11 protein-coding genes, 1 tRNA gene and 2 pseudogenes are annotated in these 16,809 nt (G+C 73.8%); 6 read left to right on the top strand and 8 right to left on the bottom strand.

Annotated elements, in window-relative coordinates; all coding sequences use genetic code 11:
* Positions 1-137: 137 nt before the first annotated feature.
* Positions 138-1,142 (bottom strand): Gfo/Idh/MocA family protein, encoded by a 1,005-nt coding sequence (locus KYY02_RS24560; RefSeq protein WP_371241421.1) that lies wholly within the window; start codon positions 1,140-1,142, stop codon positions 138-140.
* Between the two features lie 103 nt (positions 1,143-1,245).
* Positions 1,246-1,605, bottom strand: a pseudogene (locus tag KYY02_RS24555) (phytanoyl-CoA dioxygenase family protein); the annotation flags it as partial.
* Here KYY02_RS24555 and KYY02_RS24550 point away from each other — a divergent pair.
* Positions 1,604-1,822: pseudogene (locus KYY02_RS24550) on the top strand (LacI family DNA-binding transcriptional regulator); the annotation flags it as partial. The pseudogenes KYY02_RS24555 and KYY02_RS24550 sit on opposite strands and share 2 nt — an antisense overlap.
* A gap of 244 nt (positions 1,823-2,066) precedes the next feature.
* On the opposite strand, the gene KYY02_RS24545 reads toward KYY02_RS24550, so the two are convergent.
* On the bottom strand, positions 2,067-3,233 hold the full coding sequence (locus KYY02_RS24545; protein WP_371241419.1) for a Gfo/Idh/MocA family protein: 1,167 nt from the start codon (positions 3,231-3,233) through the stop codon (positions 2,067-2,069).
* Between the two features lie 307 nt (positions 3,234-3,540).
* Between KYY02_RS24545 and KYY02_RS24540 the strand changes: the two genes are divergently transcribed.
* A tRNA-Pro gene (locus tag KYY02_RS24540) sits at positions 3,541-3,614 on the top strand.
* A gap of 155 nt (positions 3,615-3,769) precedes the next feature.
* Here KYY02_RS24540 and absR1 read toward each other — a convergent pair.
* Positions 3,770-4,855 carry a beta-glucuronidase AbsR1 gene (absR1, locus tag KYY02_RS24535; protein ID WP_371241417.1) on the bottom strand — a complete coding sequence of 362 codons (1,086 nt, stop codon included), beginning with the start codon at positions 4,853-4,855 and terminating at the stop codon, positions 3,770-3,772.
* A gap of 95 nt (positions 4,856-4,950) precedes the next feature.
* Between absR1 and KYY02_RS24530 the strand changes: the two genes are divergently transcribed.
* Positions 4,951-6,654, top strand: a complete 1,704-nt coding sequence (locus KYY02_RS24530) for a LuxR family transcriptional regulator AbsR2 (protein WP_371241415.1) — start codon at positions 4,951-4,953, stop codon at positions 6,652-6,654.
* Between the two features lie 135 nt (positions 6,655-6,789).
* Here KYY02_RS24530 and KYY02_RS24525 read toward each other — a convergent pair whose 3' ends face one another.
* Positions 6,790-9,360, bottom strand: a complete 2,571-nt coding sequence (locus KYY02_RS24525) for a CHAT domain-containing protein (protein ID WP_371241428.1) — start codon at positions 9,358-9,360, stop codon at positions 6,790-6,792.
* A 166-nt stretch (positions 9,361-9,526) separates the two neighbouring features.
* On the opposite strand from KYY02_RS24525, the gene KYY02_RS24520 reads away from it, so the two are divergent.
* From KYY02_RS24520 to KYY02_RS24510, 3 genes are read left to right on the top strand one after another with little or no spacing between them, the layout of a single operon-like run.
* A complete protein-coding gene (locus KYY02_RS24520; protein ID WP_371241412.1) occupies positions 9,527-10,957 on the top strand; it encodes a S8/S53 family peptidase in 1,431 nt (476 codons plus the stop codon).
* Between the two features lie 59 nt (positions 10,958-11,016).
* Entirely contained in the window at positions 11,017-11,592 is a 576-nt protein-coding gene (locus tag KYY02_RS24515; protein WP_371241410.1) for an RNA polymerase sigma factor, read from the top strand.
* 5 nt (positions 11,593-11,597) lie between these two features.
* A complete protein-coding gene (locus tag KYY02_RS24510; RefSeq protein WP_371241406.1) occupies positions 11,598-12,050 on the top strand; it encodes a hypothetical protein in 453 nt (150 codons plus the stop codon).
* A 203-nt stretch (positions 12,051-12,253) separates the two neighbouring features.
* Here KYY02_RS24510 and KYY02_RS24505 read toward each other — a convergent pair whose 3' ends face one another.
* From KYY02_RS24505 to KYY02_RS24495, 3 genes are all read right to left on the bottom strand, one after another.
* Entirely contained in the window at positions 12,254-13,051 is a 798-nt protein-coding gene (locus KYY02_RS24505) for an N-formylglutamate amidohydrolase (RefSeq protein WP_371241402.1), read from the bottom strand.
* Positions 13,052-13,186: 135 nt separating this feature from the next.
* Positions 13,187-15,406, bottom strand: coding sequence for an NADP-dependent isocitrate dehydrogenase (locus tag KYY02_RS24500; RefSeq protein ID WP_371241398.1), 2,220 nt, complete (start codon positions 15,404-15,406; stop codon positions 13,187-13,189).
* A 147-nt stretch (positions 15,407-15,553) separates the two neighbouring features.
* Positions 15,554-16,651 (bottom strand): mechanosensitive ion channel family protein, encoded by a 1,098-nt coding sequence (locus KYY02_RS24495; protein ID WP_371241396.1) that lies wholly within the window; start codon positions 16,649-16,651, stop codon positions 15,554-15,556.
* Positions 16,652-16,809 lie beyond the last annotated feature (158 nt).

Below are 16,809 nucleotides of genomic sequence, written 5' to 3'. Positions count from 1 at the left end.
GCCCCCCGGGGGGGGGGGGGGGGGGGGGGCGCCCCCCCGGGGGGGCCCCCCCGCCCGGGCCGGGGTGACGAGGGAGCGCCCGGTGATCCTCACGGCTCCCAGGACGCCGATGCGCAGGGGCTCCCGGCCGGGCCCGCTCATGCCTGCCGTACCTCCCCGATCGTGACGGGACGGTGCTCGTGCAGGGACAACGTGCACGCCTCGGCGACCCAGCCCGCCTCCAAGGCGTCAAAAACCGTGCACGGCGAGGGCAGGGAGCCGGCCACGACCTCGGTGAACGCGGCCAGTTCGGCGCGGTAGGCGGCCGTGAACCGGTCCATGAAGAAGTCGTGCGGGGTGCCCGCAGGGAAGGTCGCGCCCGGCTCCACCGACCGCAGCGGCAGTTTGTCCTCCAGTCCCACCGCGATGGAGTCCGCGAAGCCGTGGATCTCCATGCGGACGTCGTAACCCCGGCCGTTGTGACGGCTGTTGGAGACCACGGCGAGAGTGCCGTCATCCAGGGTGAGGACCGCGCCGGTGGTGTCGGCGTCGCCCGCCTCCCTGATGCAGTCGGCGCCCCGGTTGCCGCCGGCCGCGTACACCTCGGTCACCTCGCGGCCGGTCACCCAGCGGATGATGTCGAAGTCGTGCACCGAGCAGTCCCGGAAGATGCCCCCGGACGCGGCGACGTACGCGGCCGGCGGGGGCGCCGGGTCCAGCGTGGTCGAGCGCACGGTGTGCAGCGTGCCCAGCTCCCCGCTCCGTACGGCCGCCCGCGCGGCGGCGAAGCCCGCGTCGAAACGGCGGTTGAAGCCGATCTGGACCGGCACGTCACGGCCCTCGACCGCCTTCAGCACCGCCACACCCTCGGCCATGGTGCGGGCCACCGGCTTCTCGCAGAAGACGGGCACGCCCGCCTCCACACAGGCCAGGATCAGCGCCGGGTGCGCGTCGGTCGCGGCGGCGACGACCACACCGTCCACCCCGGCGGCGAGCAGCGCCTCGGGGGAGTCCGCGACCTCGGCACCGAACCGCTCGGCGGCGGCCTTCGCGGCGTCCGCGAACGGATCGGAGAAGACGAGGGACTCGACGGCGCCGAGTCCGGAGAGGGTCTCGGCGTGGAAGGCGCCGATGCGGCCGAGGCCGAGGATTCCGATGCGCATGGGGGACGGTGCTCCTTGCTTGCGGGTTCGTACGAGCGGGGTGTGCGGAAAGGCCGGTCGAGGCCGCCGAGGACGTTCCGGTCCCAGTCGATCACGGAACCGGTGCGCCCGGCCTGGCGAAGTGGCCGCCGGCGCCCGGGGTGTGCTGCCCGGCGATCAGGGCGTCGAACACGGCGGTGGTCCGGTCCACCACGGCCGGGTCGGCGAAGGCCCCGCGGATCACCACGGTGCCGGGGCCGTCCGCGAACGCGCGCACCGGCTCGGCCTGGACGGCACGGCGGTCGGCGAGGGCGAGCCGGTAGGCGTCGTACGGCGGCATGTTCCGCTCGACGGCACTGGCGCGCGGGTGGTCGGCCAGGTCGGTCGACTGCTCCACCAGAAAGCGGAAGGCGTCGAGACCGCAGTCCTGCTCGGACAGCCGGGCGGCCGGCACGGGCGTCTGCCGGTAGGCGGAGGCGGACATGGGCCGTCCCTTCGGGTCACGGAGCGACGCGGCTGATGCCATTCTTGTCCGTACAAACCCTTCGAACAACCAGCGGGAAGCCATCAGGAACCCCTCAGGAGCCGATGCGGGCCACCCCTTCCCTCTCCGGGAAACCGCACGTCAGGCCGAGGTGAGCGAGGCCACGGTGGACCGGGTCCTCAACGGCCGGGGAGGAGTGCGGGAGAGCACCGCGCGAGGCCTGCCACCTGGTGATGCGCCCACGGAGCCCTGCCGCCGGCCGGACCCGCCCTCCCCTCCGCCGTCCAGGTCGTGACCCCCTGCAGCATGCCGCCCCCGACGTCGGCGGGGTGACGGCCGGGCGTGCGACCGCGCAGCCCCGTCCCTGAGGGCCGCGCCCCAGACCCCTGTTCGCGCGTCCGGGGCGGAGGGGCAGCGCCCCTCGTGGACGGGACGGGGAGGGGCGGCGGGCGAGGAAGACGTCAGCGCGCCGGCGCGTCCACCGTCACCCAGGCCCCGCTCTCCGCGGACCGCGCCATCGCGTCCAGCACCGTGGCGCTGTGCACCGCGTCCGCCAACGTGGCCCCGTACGGCACACCCTCCGCGACGGAGCGCAGGAAGCGGTACGCCTCGATCACCTTCAGATCGTCGTAGCCCATGGCGTTCGCGGCACCCGGCTGGAAGGCGCCGAACTCCCCGTGCCCCGGGCCGACGTGGACCGTGCTGACGGGCTGGTCCTGGTAGGCGGCGCCCCGGCTGACGCCCAGCTCGTTCATCCGGCGGAAGTCCCAGAACACCGCCCCCTCGGTGCCGTGCACCTCGAAGCCGTAGTTGTTCTGCTCGCCGACCGACACCCGGCAGGCCTCCAGCACCCCGCGCGCACCGGAGGCGAACCGCAGCAGACAGCTGACGTAGTCCTCGTTCTCCACCGGGCCGAGTTCACCTCCGGCCGCGCGGGAGTGACCGGCCGTGGCGCCCGCGGGACGGGCCCGCTCGGGCACGAAGACCGCCGTGTCCGCGGTCAGCGAGGCGATGTCGCCGAGCAGGAAGCGGGCCAGGTCCACACCGTGCGAGGCCAGGTCGCCGAGCACCCCGCTGCCCCCGCGCTCCCGCTCGTAGCGCCAGGTCAGCGCCCCCTCGGGATGAGCCGCGTAGTCGCTGAAGAGACGGATGCGGGCATGCGTGACGGTGCCGATGTCACCGGAGGCGATCAGCTCGCGGGCCGCCTCGACGGCGGGCGCGTTGCGGTAGTTGAAGCCGACCGCCCCCTGGACTCCGGCCCCGGCGACCGCGTCCGCGACCGCGCGGGCGTCGTCCGCGCCCAGGCCCACCGGCTTCTCGATCCAGATGTGCTTGCCGGCCCCGGCCATCGCCACACCGATCTCGCGGTGCAGGAAGTTCGGGGCGGTGACGCTGACGGCCCGCACCCGGGGATCGGCGGCCACCTCCCGCCAGTCGCGGGTCGTCGAGGCGAACCCGAACCGGTCGGCGGCCTCCTCGGCCCGGCCCGGCACCTCCTCGGCGACCGTGATCAGCTCCGGACGCAGGGCGAGCTGCGGATAGTGGTGCCGCACGCGTGCGTACGCCTGGGTGTGCACCCGCCCCATCCAGCCGAATCCGACGACGGCGACGCCCAGCGCATCCACCATGAAAGCCTCTTTCCGGCCCGGTCCGTGTCCTGTCCGCTCACCCTCTGCGGGGATCCGGCATCCTGTCAACCTTTTGACAGGACAATGCGTGCCGGGAGGGAGGGCCGCCGTATGAGGGGTGAGCTCTCCCGCTTCGCCAGTCCTCCCACCGGCGGCCCGGCGGACTTCACCACGGCCGTCGGCGCCCCCCGCCCACAAACCGCCGACCGCGCGTACGCCGTCGGCCGCGCGCCTGCGTCCCCGTGCCGCCGTGTGCATGAGGTACTGTTGACCTGCGTGATCACGCGGTTCGCCGCGCGAGTCGCATCGGGACGTGGCGCAGCTTGGTAGCGCACTTGACTGGGGGTCAAGGGGTCGCAGGTTCAAATCCTGTCGTCCCGACGGAAGTCGGCAGGGGGCCGTACCGGAACCATCCGGTACGGCCCCCTGCGTCGCGCGTGGGCCGGGGGCGTCAGTCGCCCTCCCCGAAGGCGGCTGACGTCCCCCGGCCGCTCCCCCGGCGCCGGAAATGGCTCTGGTGTGCGCGGCCGGTGCCGTCACCAGCACATGACCGCCGTCTCGCCCGGACCCCACGCGGAGTACAGGCGGACACGGACGTAATAGCGGCGGCCCTTGACCAGCCGGGCCGTGACGGCCGCGTCGTGCGCGGTCCCCCCGTCGTCGTGACCGGCGAGGAAGCGGGGCTCCCCGTCCCGCTCCTCGAAGAGCACGACGACCCGGTCGGCCGCACCGAAGGTGCCCACCGTGTAGTCGCGGGTCTCCGGCGGATCGATACGGAAGTCCGCCTGCTCACCGGGGCCCAGGCCCAGCGGCACCGAACGGAACGGCACCAGTGGCGGTGGCCGCGGCGGATCGGCCGGCGGATACCGGCGGAGCACGAACTCCTTGTCGGCGGGGGAGAGGGTGCCGGGCGGGTGCACACCCCCGTGGTACTGCTCCGGCTCCAGGATCAGCCCCGGCGGCAACGCGTACTGCATGATCGACTGTGGGTCCCAGACGGAGCCGTTGACCTCGTCCGGGCCGAGCCTGCGCAGGATGTTGTGGTACGTCCTGTCCCGGTCCCAGTGGTTCGGCGGGCCCGCCAGCTCGGCGTACACGGCCTCGTCGTCCCAGTGGATACCGGCGTACGGGCTCTGGTGCTCGTGCAGCATGCCCAGTGCGTGCCCGATCTGGTGCAGGACGGTGGCGCGTTCACCGGGTGCGGTCAGGTCCCAGCCGAAGTTCATGGTGCGCTCGTGCACGCCGACGCGGAGCGCGTCCCTGCCCACGGCCGACCAGGTGCCGTCACCGAGCTGGAACCCGACGCGCAACTCCGCCTCGGTGCGGTCGCGGACCTCGGTGAACGTCAGCCCCAGCCCGAGCCCCCGCCACTCCTCGAAGCACTCGCGCACGACGTCCTGCTGCTCCTGGGCCCCGCCCCACGGAACCCACCGGGTCCGCCCGGTCCCGGGCACGGCGATCTTCGACCCCGCGGTGTCGCCGTCGAAGAGGCAGTAGTGCAGCACGGTGCCGTTGACCCACAGCCGCCGCCCGCCGAGCAGCGCGCCGAGCCGCTCGGTGGCCAGGCCCGGCGGATACGCGGGGTCCGGCTGCGGCGGCAGCGAGCAGTGGCGAGCGGTCATGGGTCACAGACTGCCGTGCGGTGGGGCCGGGCGCCTGAGTCGGGGTCTGCTCAAGTGGCCCTGTATCAGATCTGAGTACCCGTGCTCCTGTTCTCGTGACGACTACACGACGGGATGCCACCGGACCGTACGAGCCGAACGGGAAGGAGGCCACGATCCTCCGGCCGCCCTGGCCGTTCACCGGACGGGAGGACGAACTCGCCCTGGTGCGGCGCTCGCTGACCGGCGCGGGGCGCGGTCTCGTGGTGACCGGACCGGCGGGACGGGGCAAGACCCGGCTCGTCACCGAGGCGGTGCGGAGCGCCGACTGCGCCCGTGTCACCGGGACGCCGCAGACCCGGCACCTGCCCTTCGCCGCCTTCGCCCCGCTGCTGCCCGACCCCGTCACCCTGCACCACGCCCTGCGGCGCCTGTCCGGTGCGCGCACACTGTTCGTCGACGACGCCCATCTGCTCGACGACGCCTCCGCCGCCCTGGTCCACCAGCTCGCCGCGCACGGACGCGCCCGGCTGCTGGTCGTCGTCGCCGACGGTGAGCCGGTGCCCGCCGCCGTGTCCCGGCTGTGGACCGGCGAGTTGCTGCCCCGCCTCGCCCTGCCGCCACTGCCACGGGAGGACACCGCCAGGCTGCTCGCGGCGGGCGGGGGCCCCGCCCCGGAGCCGCTCACCGCGAACCGGCTGCACCGGCTGTGCGACGGGGATCTGCGACTGCTGCGGGACCTCCTGGACGCGGTGCGCGGACACGGCCGGCTCACCGGGGTCCCGGGCGCCTGGGAATGGCGCGGCCCGCTGCCCCTGGCCCCGGCCGTACGCGAACGCGCCGACCGTCTCCTGGACCGCGCCCGCTTTGAGGAGCGCGAGACGCTCGACCGCCTCGCCTTCGCCGAACCCCTGCCGCTCGACGACGCCGGCCTCGACCTCACCGTCCTGGAACGGCTGGAGACCGCGGGCCTGGTCCACGTCGACCACCACGGAGGTGTCCGCCTCGCCCACCCCCTGCACGGACCGGTCCTCCGGGCCGCCGCCGGCAGGCGGCGCGCTCGCCGGCTCGCCCGCGCACCGGAGGACTGCGCCCCCGCCCTGGACGCCGAGTCGGCGGAGCTGACCCGGCGGATCGAACGGGCCGACGTGACGGAGGCCTCGGCGCCCGTCGGGGACTGGCTGGTGGGCGAGGGGATTCCGGTCCCGGCCGGGTACGCGGCCCTGCGCGCCCGGTACGCACGGCTGCGAGGCGCACTGCGGGAGGCGGCCGCATGGGCACGTGAGGGGCTGCGCACCGCTCCCGCCGACCCGGCCTGCCGCACCCAACTCACCCTCGCGGAAGGGACTCCCGAGGCGGACGGCGACCCGTACGACGCCGTACGCCTGGGCGTCCCCGAACGGGCCGCCGGCCGGCTCACCGGAGTCTTCGCCGACCACGCCGACGCCCTCGCGCGGGCCGACGGACCCGCACTGGACCGGGTGGGCGAGGAGTTCGAGCGGCGCGGCTTCCTGCTGTTCGCCGCGGAGGCGCACGCGCAGGCCGTCTCCGCCCACCGGGAACCGCACGCCGCCCGCACCGCGCGCACGCGCGCGGTCGCTCTCGCCCGCCGCTGCGAGGGTGCCCGCACGCCGGCGCTCGCGGGCCTCGTCCTCGGTGAACTCACCGCGCGTCAGCGGCAGGTCGTCGCGCTGGCCGCGGAGGGGCTGAGCAATCGGCAGATCGCGGAACGCCTCACCCTCTCCGTCCGCACGGTGGGCAACCACCTGTACGGGGCGTACACCCGGCTGGGGACCACCGTGCCCCGGCAGATCGCCTGACGGCGGCCGCGGGTGGGCCGTCGCTGGTCGCACGGTTCCCCGTGCCCCCTGAGGTGGGTCGGCCGCACCGACCTCACAGGGGCGCGGGGGACCGTGCGAGCATCCGCCGGCCGCCCGCGGCCGCCCACGGCTGCATCACGCCGCCCCGAAGGCGGTGAAGGCCCATCCTGTGGCCCGGTGCAGCGCGTCCGGCGGCAGCGCGGCGCGGGCGTCGCGCAGGGCCTCCGCCAGGGAGAGGCCGGTGCCGAGGGACTCGTGGAGGGCGACCATGAGGGGGACCACCGCCGCGTCGTTGACGGGGGCGCTGCACGCCACCACCCCCGCCGTGCCCAGCGGCAGCAACGCCGTGACCAGGCCGAGGAGTTCGTCGGCGCCCACCGTGGCGAACCGCGCGGTGTCGCAGCAGGACAGGATGATGCGGTACGGGCTGCGGTCCAGCCGCTCGAAGTCGTGCACGATCAGCGGCCCGTCGGCCATCCGCAGGGACGAGAACAGCGGACCGTCCGCGCGGAACGCGCCGTGCGCGGCGATGTGCGCCAGCCCCGCCCCGTCCAGCTCCCGCAGCACGCGCGGCACCGTCGCGTCGTCGCGCTCCAGGAGGGTCGCACCGCCGTAGCGGCCGGCCAGCTCGGACACCTCCGCGCCGCCCGTCGCGAGCCCCGGACCGCGCACCAGCACCTGGCGGTCCCCGGGCGGCGGCGCCGTCTCCCTCGCGCGCAGCCAGCTGCTCGCCGACGGCGACACGCTCAGCACCCGCTCCCGCAGCGAGGGCAGCAGCGCCCACGGCACCCGGTGCAGCCGTCCCGGCGGCACGATCACCACCGGGCCGTCACCGAGGTGCGCCGCGGCCGGACCCAGCAGCAGCTCCTCCAGCCGGCGGCCCGCGGCCTCCACCACCGGCAGCCGCGCCCGCGCCCCCGGATGGGCCAGCCGCCGCAGCCCCGCCTGTACGTGCTCGGCCTCGCTCTCCGCCGCCGCCAGCGGCCCCGCCTCGAACCGCCGCACCCTGCCCCGCCCGCACAGCAGCACCTGCACCCGCCCGTCGAGCACGGCGAGTTCCACCAGCTGCCCGTCGTCGTCGCCCAGCCGGGCGAGCAGCCGGCCGACGTCGAAGCGGTCCCCGCCGTCGGGCGCCCCGCCCCGCATGTGCAGCGTCCGGGAACGGATCTCCCGTTCCAGCCGCCGCTGCTCCCGCTCCAGCGCAGGCACGGGCCTGCCCTCCATGCGGGCCTCCTCCGCACGGGCGGCGATCTCCCGGTAGGCGGTCATGCCGCTGAGCAGCGCCGGGTCGGCCGGCGGCCGGGTGGGCGGTGCGGACAGCGCGGTGGCCCGCCAGCGTTCGCTCCACACCAGCAGCCGCCGCGGCCCGCCCGAGACCACACTGGCCTTCTGCGCGAGCGCGGCCAGCTCCGCGCCCTGCGCGGTGGCGCGGGCCCGCAACTCCGAGGCGCCCAACGTCATCCGGTGGTCGTCGAGCACGTCCAGGCCGCGCCGGCAGGCCTCCAGCACGCCCCGCGCGGATCCGGCGGCCTGCGCGCGCAGCGCCTGCGCCGCCCAGCCCGTCATCCGCGCGAGCGGCGGCCCGCCGCGTCTGCTTCGCGCGGCGACCGCGAGATGCCGCTCCGCGTCCGCCGTCCAGCCCAGGTCCAGCGCGATCCGGCCCGCGAGCAGGGAGGCCTCCGGGGCGGCCGGGGCGCCGAGCGCGGCCAGCCTCTCCGCCACCGCCGCCGCGTCCGCGACCAGTCGGCCCGAACCGCGCCCGGCCGCGTGCCGGGCCCCGATCAGCACCAGCCGCGCGTGCGTCTCCCACCAGGTGCGCCGCTGCCCCGCGAACAGCCGCACCGCGAGCGCCGCGCGCGCGATCGCGGTCTGCGGCTCGCCGGCCAGCCGGGCCGCCCGCGCGGCGGCCAGCAGCAGCTCCGCCCTGCGCGTCGACTGCCCGCCGATGCCGTCCAGCGCCCGGAGCGCCGCGTCCGCCTCGGCCAGCGCCTCCGCGGCCAGCCCGGCCGCCATCAGCACCTCGCAGCGCCGGATGTTCAGCATGAACGTCGGCGTGCCGAGCTTGGCGTACCGTTCCTCCGCCTCGTCGAGCAGCCGCAGCGCCGCCGGGACGTCGCCCGCGCGGAACGCGGCCAGCCCCCGGCTCTCCACCGCGTCCGCCTTGTCGTGCTCCTGGCCTGTGGTGTCCCACAGCGCCTCGGCCGCCGTGAAGTCGGCGTTCGCCCGTTCCACCGAACCCAGCGCCAGATGCACCGTCGCCCGTAGCGTCAGCGCCCGCGCCGTCCAGATCACGTCCTCGGCCTGCCGCAGTACGGGAACGGCCCGCCGTACGTCCTCCAGGGCCTCCCTGTGATGGCCCAGCACCCACCACGAGTACGCCCGGCGGAACAGCACCCGCGCGCGCGTGTGCCCGGTGCCGCGCTCGACGCCGCGCCCCAGCGCGTCCATGCCCTGCCGGGTGCGCCCCGCGTGCACCAGCGCGACCCCGAGCGTGGCGAGGACGTCCGCCTCCCGCTCGGCCGAGTCCGCGCGCGCCGCCCAGGCCCGGGCCCGGCGCAGATGGGTCAGGGCCAGCCGCATGTCGCCGAAGTCCCGCTGCCAGATGCCGATCACCTGATGGGCGACGGAGGCGTGCAGGGGCGGTGGACGGTCGCCCAGTACCTCCTCCGCCCTCGCCAGCGCCTCACCCGGGGCGGCGAACACCATCGGCAGCAGTTCCAGCACCGTGTCGCTTCCGGCTGTCACCCCACGATGGTAGTGGTCCGCGACCACGCCTCACAGATGTGACGGTGTATCAAAAGCCCGGTTCACGGCTCTGCATACACGACAGCTCCGCGGCACCGGCCGCCGTCGCACCAGTGGAGGACACGCCATGGCACCACAACGATTCCGCGAGCAGTTCGCACAGATCCAGCGCTCGATGCCCGACGTCCCCCTGGCGGTGGGGCCGGACGACGCGGGCGAGTTCCTCTACGAGAAGGGCGTGATCCTCGCCCGTGACGGAGAGGAGGCCCGCGTCGTCGAGGACACCGTGCGACAGCACTTCACCACGTTCGCCGGCCTCGCCCCGGACCAGGTGCGCCGGACGAGCCCGCAGACCAACCGCTCGGGCATCACCCGTATCCGGGTCGCCGACCCCGGCCAGGGCGACGGCAGCGGCGATCCGGCGGTCGCGGGAGCGCTGCGCGCGCTGTCGGCGACCGAGGACCGCGCCGGACGCCGGCTGGTCAGCCGCAACCACGTCGTGTCGATCGCGGTCAACGCCTGCCCGGGCGACGAGCCCGTGCCCGTACCGCGCGGCGGGCAGCCCAACCCGGCCGCCGCCGACGCCGTGCACGACCCGGACACCGCCGTCGGCGTGCTCGTCATCGACACCGGCCTCATGCACGACCACCGCTCCTACCCGCTGCTCGCCCACACCCGGGGCGACGCCCAGGTCGCGGAGTGCGACGGCGAGGGGATCCTCCAGCAGTACTGCGGCCACGGCACGTTCATCGCCGGACTCGTCGCCGCCGTCGCCCCCAACACCGACGTCACCGTCCGCGGCACGCTGAACGACGCGGGCGCCGTCCTGGAGTCCGAGTTCGGCGAGAAGCTCTTCGAGGCCGTCGACCGGGACGGGTGGCCCGACGTCATCAGCCTCTCCGCCGGCACCTCCAACGGCCGTACCGACGGCCTCCTCGGCGTCGACGCCTTCATGCGGGAACTGCGCGAGCGGCCCACCCTGCTGGTCGCCGCGGCCGGCAACAACGGCAGCGCCACCCCCTTCTGGCCCGCCGCCTACGCCGATCTGCCCGGCTACGAGAACGCCGTGCTGTCCGTCGGCGCGCTGCGCGAGGACGGCGAGTTCGGCGCCTGCTTCAGCAACCACGGCGGCTGGGTGAAGGCCTACGCGCCCGGTGAGCGTCTCGTCAGCGCCCTCACCGGCTTCGAGACGCCCGTCCCGTACGTGTACCAGCACTCCACCTACGACGCCTGCCGCTACGGCTTCACGTACGCCTGCACATGTCGTCACCCGCGTCACACCGGCGTGCTGAGCGAGGACGGCGGCTCCGGAAAGCCGGACCAGGTAATGTTCGAAGGGCTCGCCCAGTGGAGCGGGACCTCGTTCGCCACCCCCGTCGCCGTCGGCATGATCGCCGCCCACATGACCACGCAGGCGGAGGCCGACCCGCGCAAGGCCTGTCGGCAACTGCTCGACGCCACCACCGAGTACGCACAGGTGCGCGGGGCGCACGTCCCGGCGCTCCTCCCGCCCACCTGGCGCCCCGCGCAGGTCTCCTCATCCTCGGTACGGGCATGAGGAGCGGAGTCGTCCCCTCCACGGCGTACGATGACGTGCCGTACACGAGGGGTGGGACCGTGGAGCGTACTGAAGTCGGCGCGTTGGTCCGGTCCGCTGTCGACGGCGACGCGGCGGCCTGGAAGGCGATCGTGGAAGGGCTGGGCCCGCTGGTGTGGTCCGTGGTGCGCGCGCACCGGCTCTCCGACGCCGACGCGCACGAGGTCTACCAGACCGTGTGGTTCCGTTTCGCCCAGCACCTGGGACGGATCAGGGAACCCGACAAGGCGGGCTCCTGGCTGGCCAGTACCGCGCGGCACGAGTGCCTGAAGGTGCACAGGGAGGCGCGCCGGCTGGTGCTGACGGACGATCCGCAGCTGCTGGACCGGGTCAGCGAGGACGGCGTACCGGAGCAGTCGCTGCTGGAGGCGGAGGAGGCGCAGGCGCAGAGCGAACGCGTGCGGTGGTTGTGGCAGGAGTTCGAGGAACTGGGCGATCGGTGCAGGCAGTTGCTGCGGGTGCTGATCGCCTCGCCGCCGCCCAGTTATCAGGAGGTGTCCGCCGCGCTCGACATCGCGGTGGGCAGCATCGGGCCGCTGCGCCAGCGTTGTCTGCGTCGGCTGCGGGCCCGGCTCGAGGCACGGGGGACGATGTGAGCGACATGACCGACGACGCGGAATTCGACTTCGACAGCGGGCTGCTGGAGGAGGAGCTCCGGCAGGCGGCAGCCGTCCTGGACCCGATGCCTCCCGCCCTGCTGCAGATCGCCGTCGACGCCTACGCGCTGCACGACCTCGACGCCCGCGTGGCCGAGCTGACCTTCGACTCACTGGCCGACGCCGTCCCGGTCAGGGGCGCCACGGGCGTGCCACGCATGCTCACCTTCACCGCCGGTGAGGTGACGCTGGACGTCGAGGTGACCGAGGAGGGCCTGATGGGCCAGGTGCTGCCGCCCGGGCCGGCCCGCATCGAGGTGCTCGGCGGTCCGCAGGCCGCCGTCCCGCTCACCGCCGACGACCTGGGCCGCTTCACCGCCGCCCCGCCCTCCGGCCCCTTCGCCCTGCGCCTGCGCACCGACGACGACGTGGTCGTCACGGAGTGGCTCCGCGCCTGAGCCCGCCGGGCCCGCGGCTCCCGAGGACCCCGTCCCCGCGCCGTGCACGTCGACGGGCGGGAACACCGCGCCACGGACAGCGGCCGGACCGTGCCGACCACCGTTCCCGTGCGGGGCGCCGGCCCGCGGTGCCGTCCGGGGCCGGCCCGGCCGCGTGATGCGGCCGTCCCTCGCCCGAGTGCGCGGGGCGGCGGCCGCCGGCGTCAGCGGGAAGCCGCGTCGATCAGGGCGGTGAGTGCCGAGGCGAGGCGGGGCAGGCCCGGTCCTGCGGGGCCGCCCGGTTCGGTCATGTAGGTGTCCCTGCGGATCTCCACCATCAGGGCGGACACCTCCGCCCGCCTGCCGTGGAACTCCAGCGGCACGTACGCCCCGGCGAACGGGCTGTCCAGTCCCGTCTCCCCGCACGGCGCGAACGCCTCGCGGGCGGCGTCGAGCAGCGCGGACGGGGTGTGGAAGGAGTCGGTGCCCAGGCAGACCTCCGGCCGCGGCCCGACCCCGTGCAGCTCGTAGGGCAGCGGCGCGCTCGGATACGAGTGCACGTCGATGATCACGGCCCGCCCGGTCGCCGCGAGCCGGCCGGCGACGGCTTCCGTCATCGCCCGCGCGTACGGCCGGAAGTACCGCTCGATCAGCGGCCCGGGGTCGAAATCGTCGGGCCGCAGCACGTCCTTGTGCGTGGTCCGGGTGTAGACCGCGCCCATCCCGACGGCCAGCATCTCCTCCCGCTCGTCCGGGAACCGCTCGGGATCGACGACCAGCCGCGACAGCCGGTTCACGAACCGCCACGGCGCGAGGCCGGCCGCCCGGGCCGCCTCCTCGGCGATCGACGCGGTGTGCGAGTCGGTGATGTGATCGAGCTCCCGCTCGAGACCGGCGTCCTCCAGCACGATCCCGGCCCGCACGTCCCCCGGTATCTCCCGGGCGGAATGCGGCACGTGCAGGATCACGGGGGAGTCCGGATCACCGGGGGCGAACGCGAAGGAGGGCGGCACATCGGTCATACGGCTGCTCCAGGGACTGTCAGTGGTGCACGACGTGATCAAGATGCCACACGCCACTGACAACGCCGCCCGGAAGACGGCTGCGCCCCGGCCGGGCACCTGGCCGGCCGGGGCGGAACGCGCGGGTTGATCGCGTCAGCTCAGCGACGCCAGCGCCTCGTTCCACGTGGTGGACGGGCGCATGACCGCGGCGGCCCTGGCCGGGTCGGGCCGGTAGTAGCCGCCGATCTCGGCGGGCGTGCCCTGGACGGCGTTCAGCTCCTCGACGATCCTCGCCTCGTTGGCGCCGAGCGTCTCGGCGAGCGGGGCGAAGACCTTCGCCAGGTCCGCGTCGTCGCGCTGCGCGGCCAGCTCCTGCGCCCAGTACAGGGACAGGTAGAAGTGGCTGCCGCGGTTGTCGATGCCGCCGACGCGACGGGTCGGGGACTTGTCCTCGTTGAGGAAGGTCGCCGTGGCGCGGTCGAGGGTGTCGGCGAGGACCTTGGCCCGGGTGTTGCCCGTGGCCTCGGCGCACTGCTCCAGGGAGGGCACCAGCGCGAAGAACTCACCGAGGGAGTCCCAGCGCAGGTAGTTCTCCCTGACCAGCTGCTGCACGTGCTTCGGCGCGGAGCCGCCGGCGCCCGTCTCGAACAGACCGCCGCCCGCCATCAGCGGGACGACCGACAGCATCTTGGCGCTGGTGCCCAGCTCCAGGATGGGGAACAGGTCGGTGAGGTAGTCGCGCAGCACGTTGCCGGTCACCGAGATGGTGTTCTCGCCGCGGCGGATGCGCTCCACCGACAGCTTGGTCGCCTCGACCGGGTTCAGGATGCGGATGTCCAGGCCCTCGGTGTCGTGCTCCGGCAGGTACTGCTTCACCTTGGCGATCAGGTTGGCGTCGTGCGCGCGGTCCTCGTCCAGCCAGAAGACCGCCGGGTCGCCGGTGGCGCGGGCGCGGGTGACGGCCAGCTTCACCCAGTCGCGGATCGCGGCGTCCTTGGTCTGGCAGGCGCGGAAGATGTCACCGGCGGAGACGGCCTGCTCGATGAGGGCGTCGCCGTTGCCGTCGACCAGACGGACCGTACCCGTGGTGGGGATCTCGAAGGTCTTGTCGTGGCTGCCGTACTCCTCGGCCTTCTGCGCCATCAGACCGACGTTCGGGACCGAGCCCATGGTGGACGGGTCGTAGGCGCCGTTGGCCCGGCAGTCCTCGATCACGGCCTGGTAGACGCCGGCGTAGCTGGAGTCCGGCAGGACGGCGAGGGTGTCGGCCTCCTGGCCGTCGGGGCCCCACATGTGGCCGGAGGTGCGGATCATGGCCGGCATGGAGGCGTCGACGATGACGTCCGAGGGGACGTGCAGGTTGGTGATGCCCTTGTCGGAGTCGACCATCGCCAGCTGAGGGCCCTCGGCGAGCTCCGCGTCGAAGGACGCCTTGATCTCGGCGCCCCCGGGCAGGGCCTCCAGGCCCTTGTAGATGCCGCCCAGGCCGTCGTTCGGGGTGAGGCCGGCCGCGGCGAGCTCGTCGCCGTACCGTGCGAACGTCTTCGGGAAGAAGGCGCGCACCACGTGGCCGAAGACGATCGGGTCGGAGACCTTCATCATCGTGGCCTTCAGGTGCACGGAGAACAGCACGCCCTCCTGCTTGGCGCGGGCGACCTGCGCGGTCAGGAACTCGCGCAGCGCGGCGACGCGCATCACGGAGGCGTCGACGACCTCGCCCTTCAGGACGGGCACGGACTCGCGCAGCACCGTGGTGGTGCCGTCGTCGCCCTTGAGTTCGATGCGCAGCGCGCCGTCCTCGGCGATGACGACCGACTTCTCGGTGGAGCGGAAGTCGTCCGCGCCCATGGTGGCGACGTTGGTCTTGGACTCGGCGGTCCAGGCGCCCATGCGGTGCGGGTGGGTCTTGGCGTAGTTCTTCACCGAGGCGGGCGCACGGCGGTCGGAGTTGCCCTCCCGCAGCACCGGGTTGACGGCCGATCCCTTGACCTTGTCGTAGCGGGCACGGATCTCCCGCTCCTCGTCGGTCTTCGGGTCGTCCGGGTAGGCCGGAAGCGCGTAGCCCTGGTCCTGCAGTTCGGCGATCGCGGCCTTGAGCTGCGGGATCGACGCCGAGATGTTCGGCAGCTTGATGATGTTGGCCGCCGGCGTCTTGGCCAGCTCACCGAGCTCCGAGAGGGCGTCCGGGATGCGCTGGTCCTCGGCCAGGTACTCCGGGAACAGGGCGATGATGCGCCCGGCCAGCGAGATGTCACGCGTCTCCACGGTGACACCCGCCTGCGAGGCGTACGCCTGGACCACCGGCAGGAAGGAATACGTCGCCAGGGCCGGGGCCTCGTCAGTGTGCGTATAGATGATGGTCGAGTCAGTCACCGGGTGCTCCGCTCCACGTCTGCAACATTGCTCGACATCAAGATATCTCGTGATCGACCGGGGCTCGACAGGGGTCCGCGCCGACTTCCGGCCGACCTCCCGCCACGGTCCTTCCGGCGTGGCGGGAGATCACCCGGGGCGGCGGTCTCAGACCGGCCGGGTGGTGGTCATGTCGTCCGGGGCGGAGTCCGTGCCGCGCTGCCGGGGGAAGGGCACGGAGCCCTGCTGGAGCGCCACCGTCCGCGCCGGCGACGGGATGCGGATGCCCTCCTCGTGGTAACGGCGGTGCAGGCGCTTGATGAACTCGTGCTTGATCCGGTACTGGTCGCTGAACTCGCCGACGCCCAGGATGACGGTGAAGCCGATCCGGGAGTCCCCGAAGGTGTGGAAACGCACCGCGGGCTCGTGCTCCGGCACGGCGCCGGTGATCTCCGTCATCACCTCGGCGACGACCTCCTCCGTCACCCGCTCCACCTGCTCCAGGTCGCTGTCGTACGACACCCCGGCCTGCACCAGGATGGTCAGCTGCTGCTCGGGACGCATGAAGTTGGTCATGTTCGTCTTGGCGAGCTGCGCGTTCGGGATGACCACCAGGTTGTTGGACAGGTTGCGGACCGTGGTCTGGCGCCAGTTGATGTCCTCGACGTAGCCCTCCTCGCCGCTGCTCAGCTGGATGTAGTCCCCGGGCTGCACGGTCTTGGAGGCGAGGATGTGGATGCCCGCGAACAGGTTGGCGAGCGTGTCCTGCAGCGCCAGCGCGACCGCCAGACCGCCGACGCCGAGGGCGGTGAGCAGCGGGGCGATCGAGATGCCCAGCGTCTGCAGCCCCACCAGGAAACCGATCGCCAGGACCAGGATCCGGGTGATGTTCATGAAGATGGTCGCCGACCCGGCGACACCGGAGCGGGACTGGGTGACCGAGCGCACCAGCCCCGCCACCACCCGGGCCGCCGAGATCGTCGCGGCGAAGATGACCGTCAGCGTCAGCACCTGGTTGACGTTGTGCTGCACGGTGCGGGTCAGCGGCAGCGCCGCCGCCGCGGAGGCGGCGCCGCCCGCGATCGCCGCCCACGGCGCGATCATGCGCAGCGCGTCCACGAGGACGTCGTCCCCGCGCCAATTGGTGCGTCCCGCCAGCCGGTCCAGCCGGCGCAGCAGCACCCGCAGCAGGAACGCCGCCAGCAGGCCGGCCGCGAGGGCGATGCCGGCGTACACCAGGTCGTGGCCGGTGAGCGCGCGGGTCACCGCTCACCCCCGGCGAACGCCCTGGCCGACGGCCGTATGCGAAGTCGTGTCACGTGTCGTCACCTGCTCGGTCTCTACGGGATGTACGTAGCGCCGACCGTCCCTGACCCGTGGTCGGCGCGAGCGCTCATCCTGCCGTATCCCGCAGGGCGGTTCGC

This window comes from Streptomyces pimonensis (genome assembly GCF_041380215.1).
Lineage (GTDB): Bacteria > Actinomycetota > Actinomycetes > Streptomycetales > Streptomycetaceae > Streptomyces > Streptomyces pimonensis.
The sequence above is the reverse complement of the archived record's forward strand: the minus strand, read 5'-3'. Positions and strand labels throughout refer to the sequence as shown.

Excerpts from the sequence above, each read along its gene's own strand:
- KYY02_RS24560 (WP_371241421.1), bottom strand. The coding sequence starts at position 1,142 with ATGCGCATCGGAATCCTCGGCCTCGGCCGCATCGGCGCCTTCCACGCC.
- KYY02_RS24545 (WP_371241419.1), bottom strand. The coding sequence starts at position 3,233 with ATGGTGGATGCGCTGGGCGTCGCCGTCGTCGGATTCGGCTGGATGGGG.
- absR1 (WP_371241417.1), bottom strand. The coding sequence starts at position 4,855 with ATGACCGCTCGCCACTGCTCGCTGCCGCCGCAGCCGGACCCCGCGTAT.
- KYY02_RS24525 (WP_371241428.1), bottom strand. The coding sequence starts at position 9,360 with ATGGTGTTCGCCGCCCCGGGTGAGGCGCTGGCGAGGGCGGAGGAGGTA.
- KYY02_RS24520 (WP_371241412.1), top strand. The coding sequence starts at position 9,527 with ATGGCACCACAACGATTCCGCGAGCAGTTCGCACAGATCCAGCGCTCG.
- KYY02_RS24510 (WP_371241406.1), top strand. The coding sequence starts at position 11,598 with ATGACCGACGACGCGGAATTCGACTTCGACAGCGGGCTGCTGGAGGAG.
- KYY02_RS24505 (WP_371241402.1), bottom strand. The coding sequence starts at position 13,051 with ATGACCGATGTGCCGCCCTCCTTCGCGTTCGCCCCCGGTGATCCGGAC.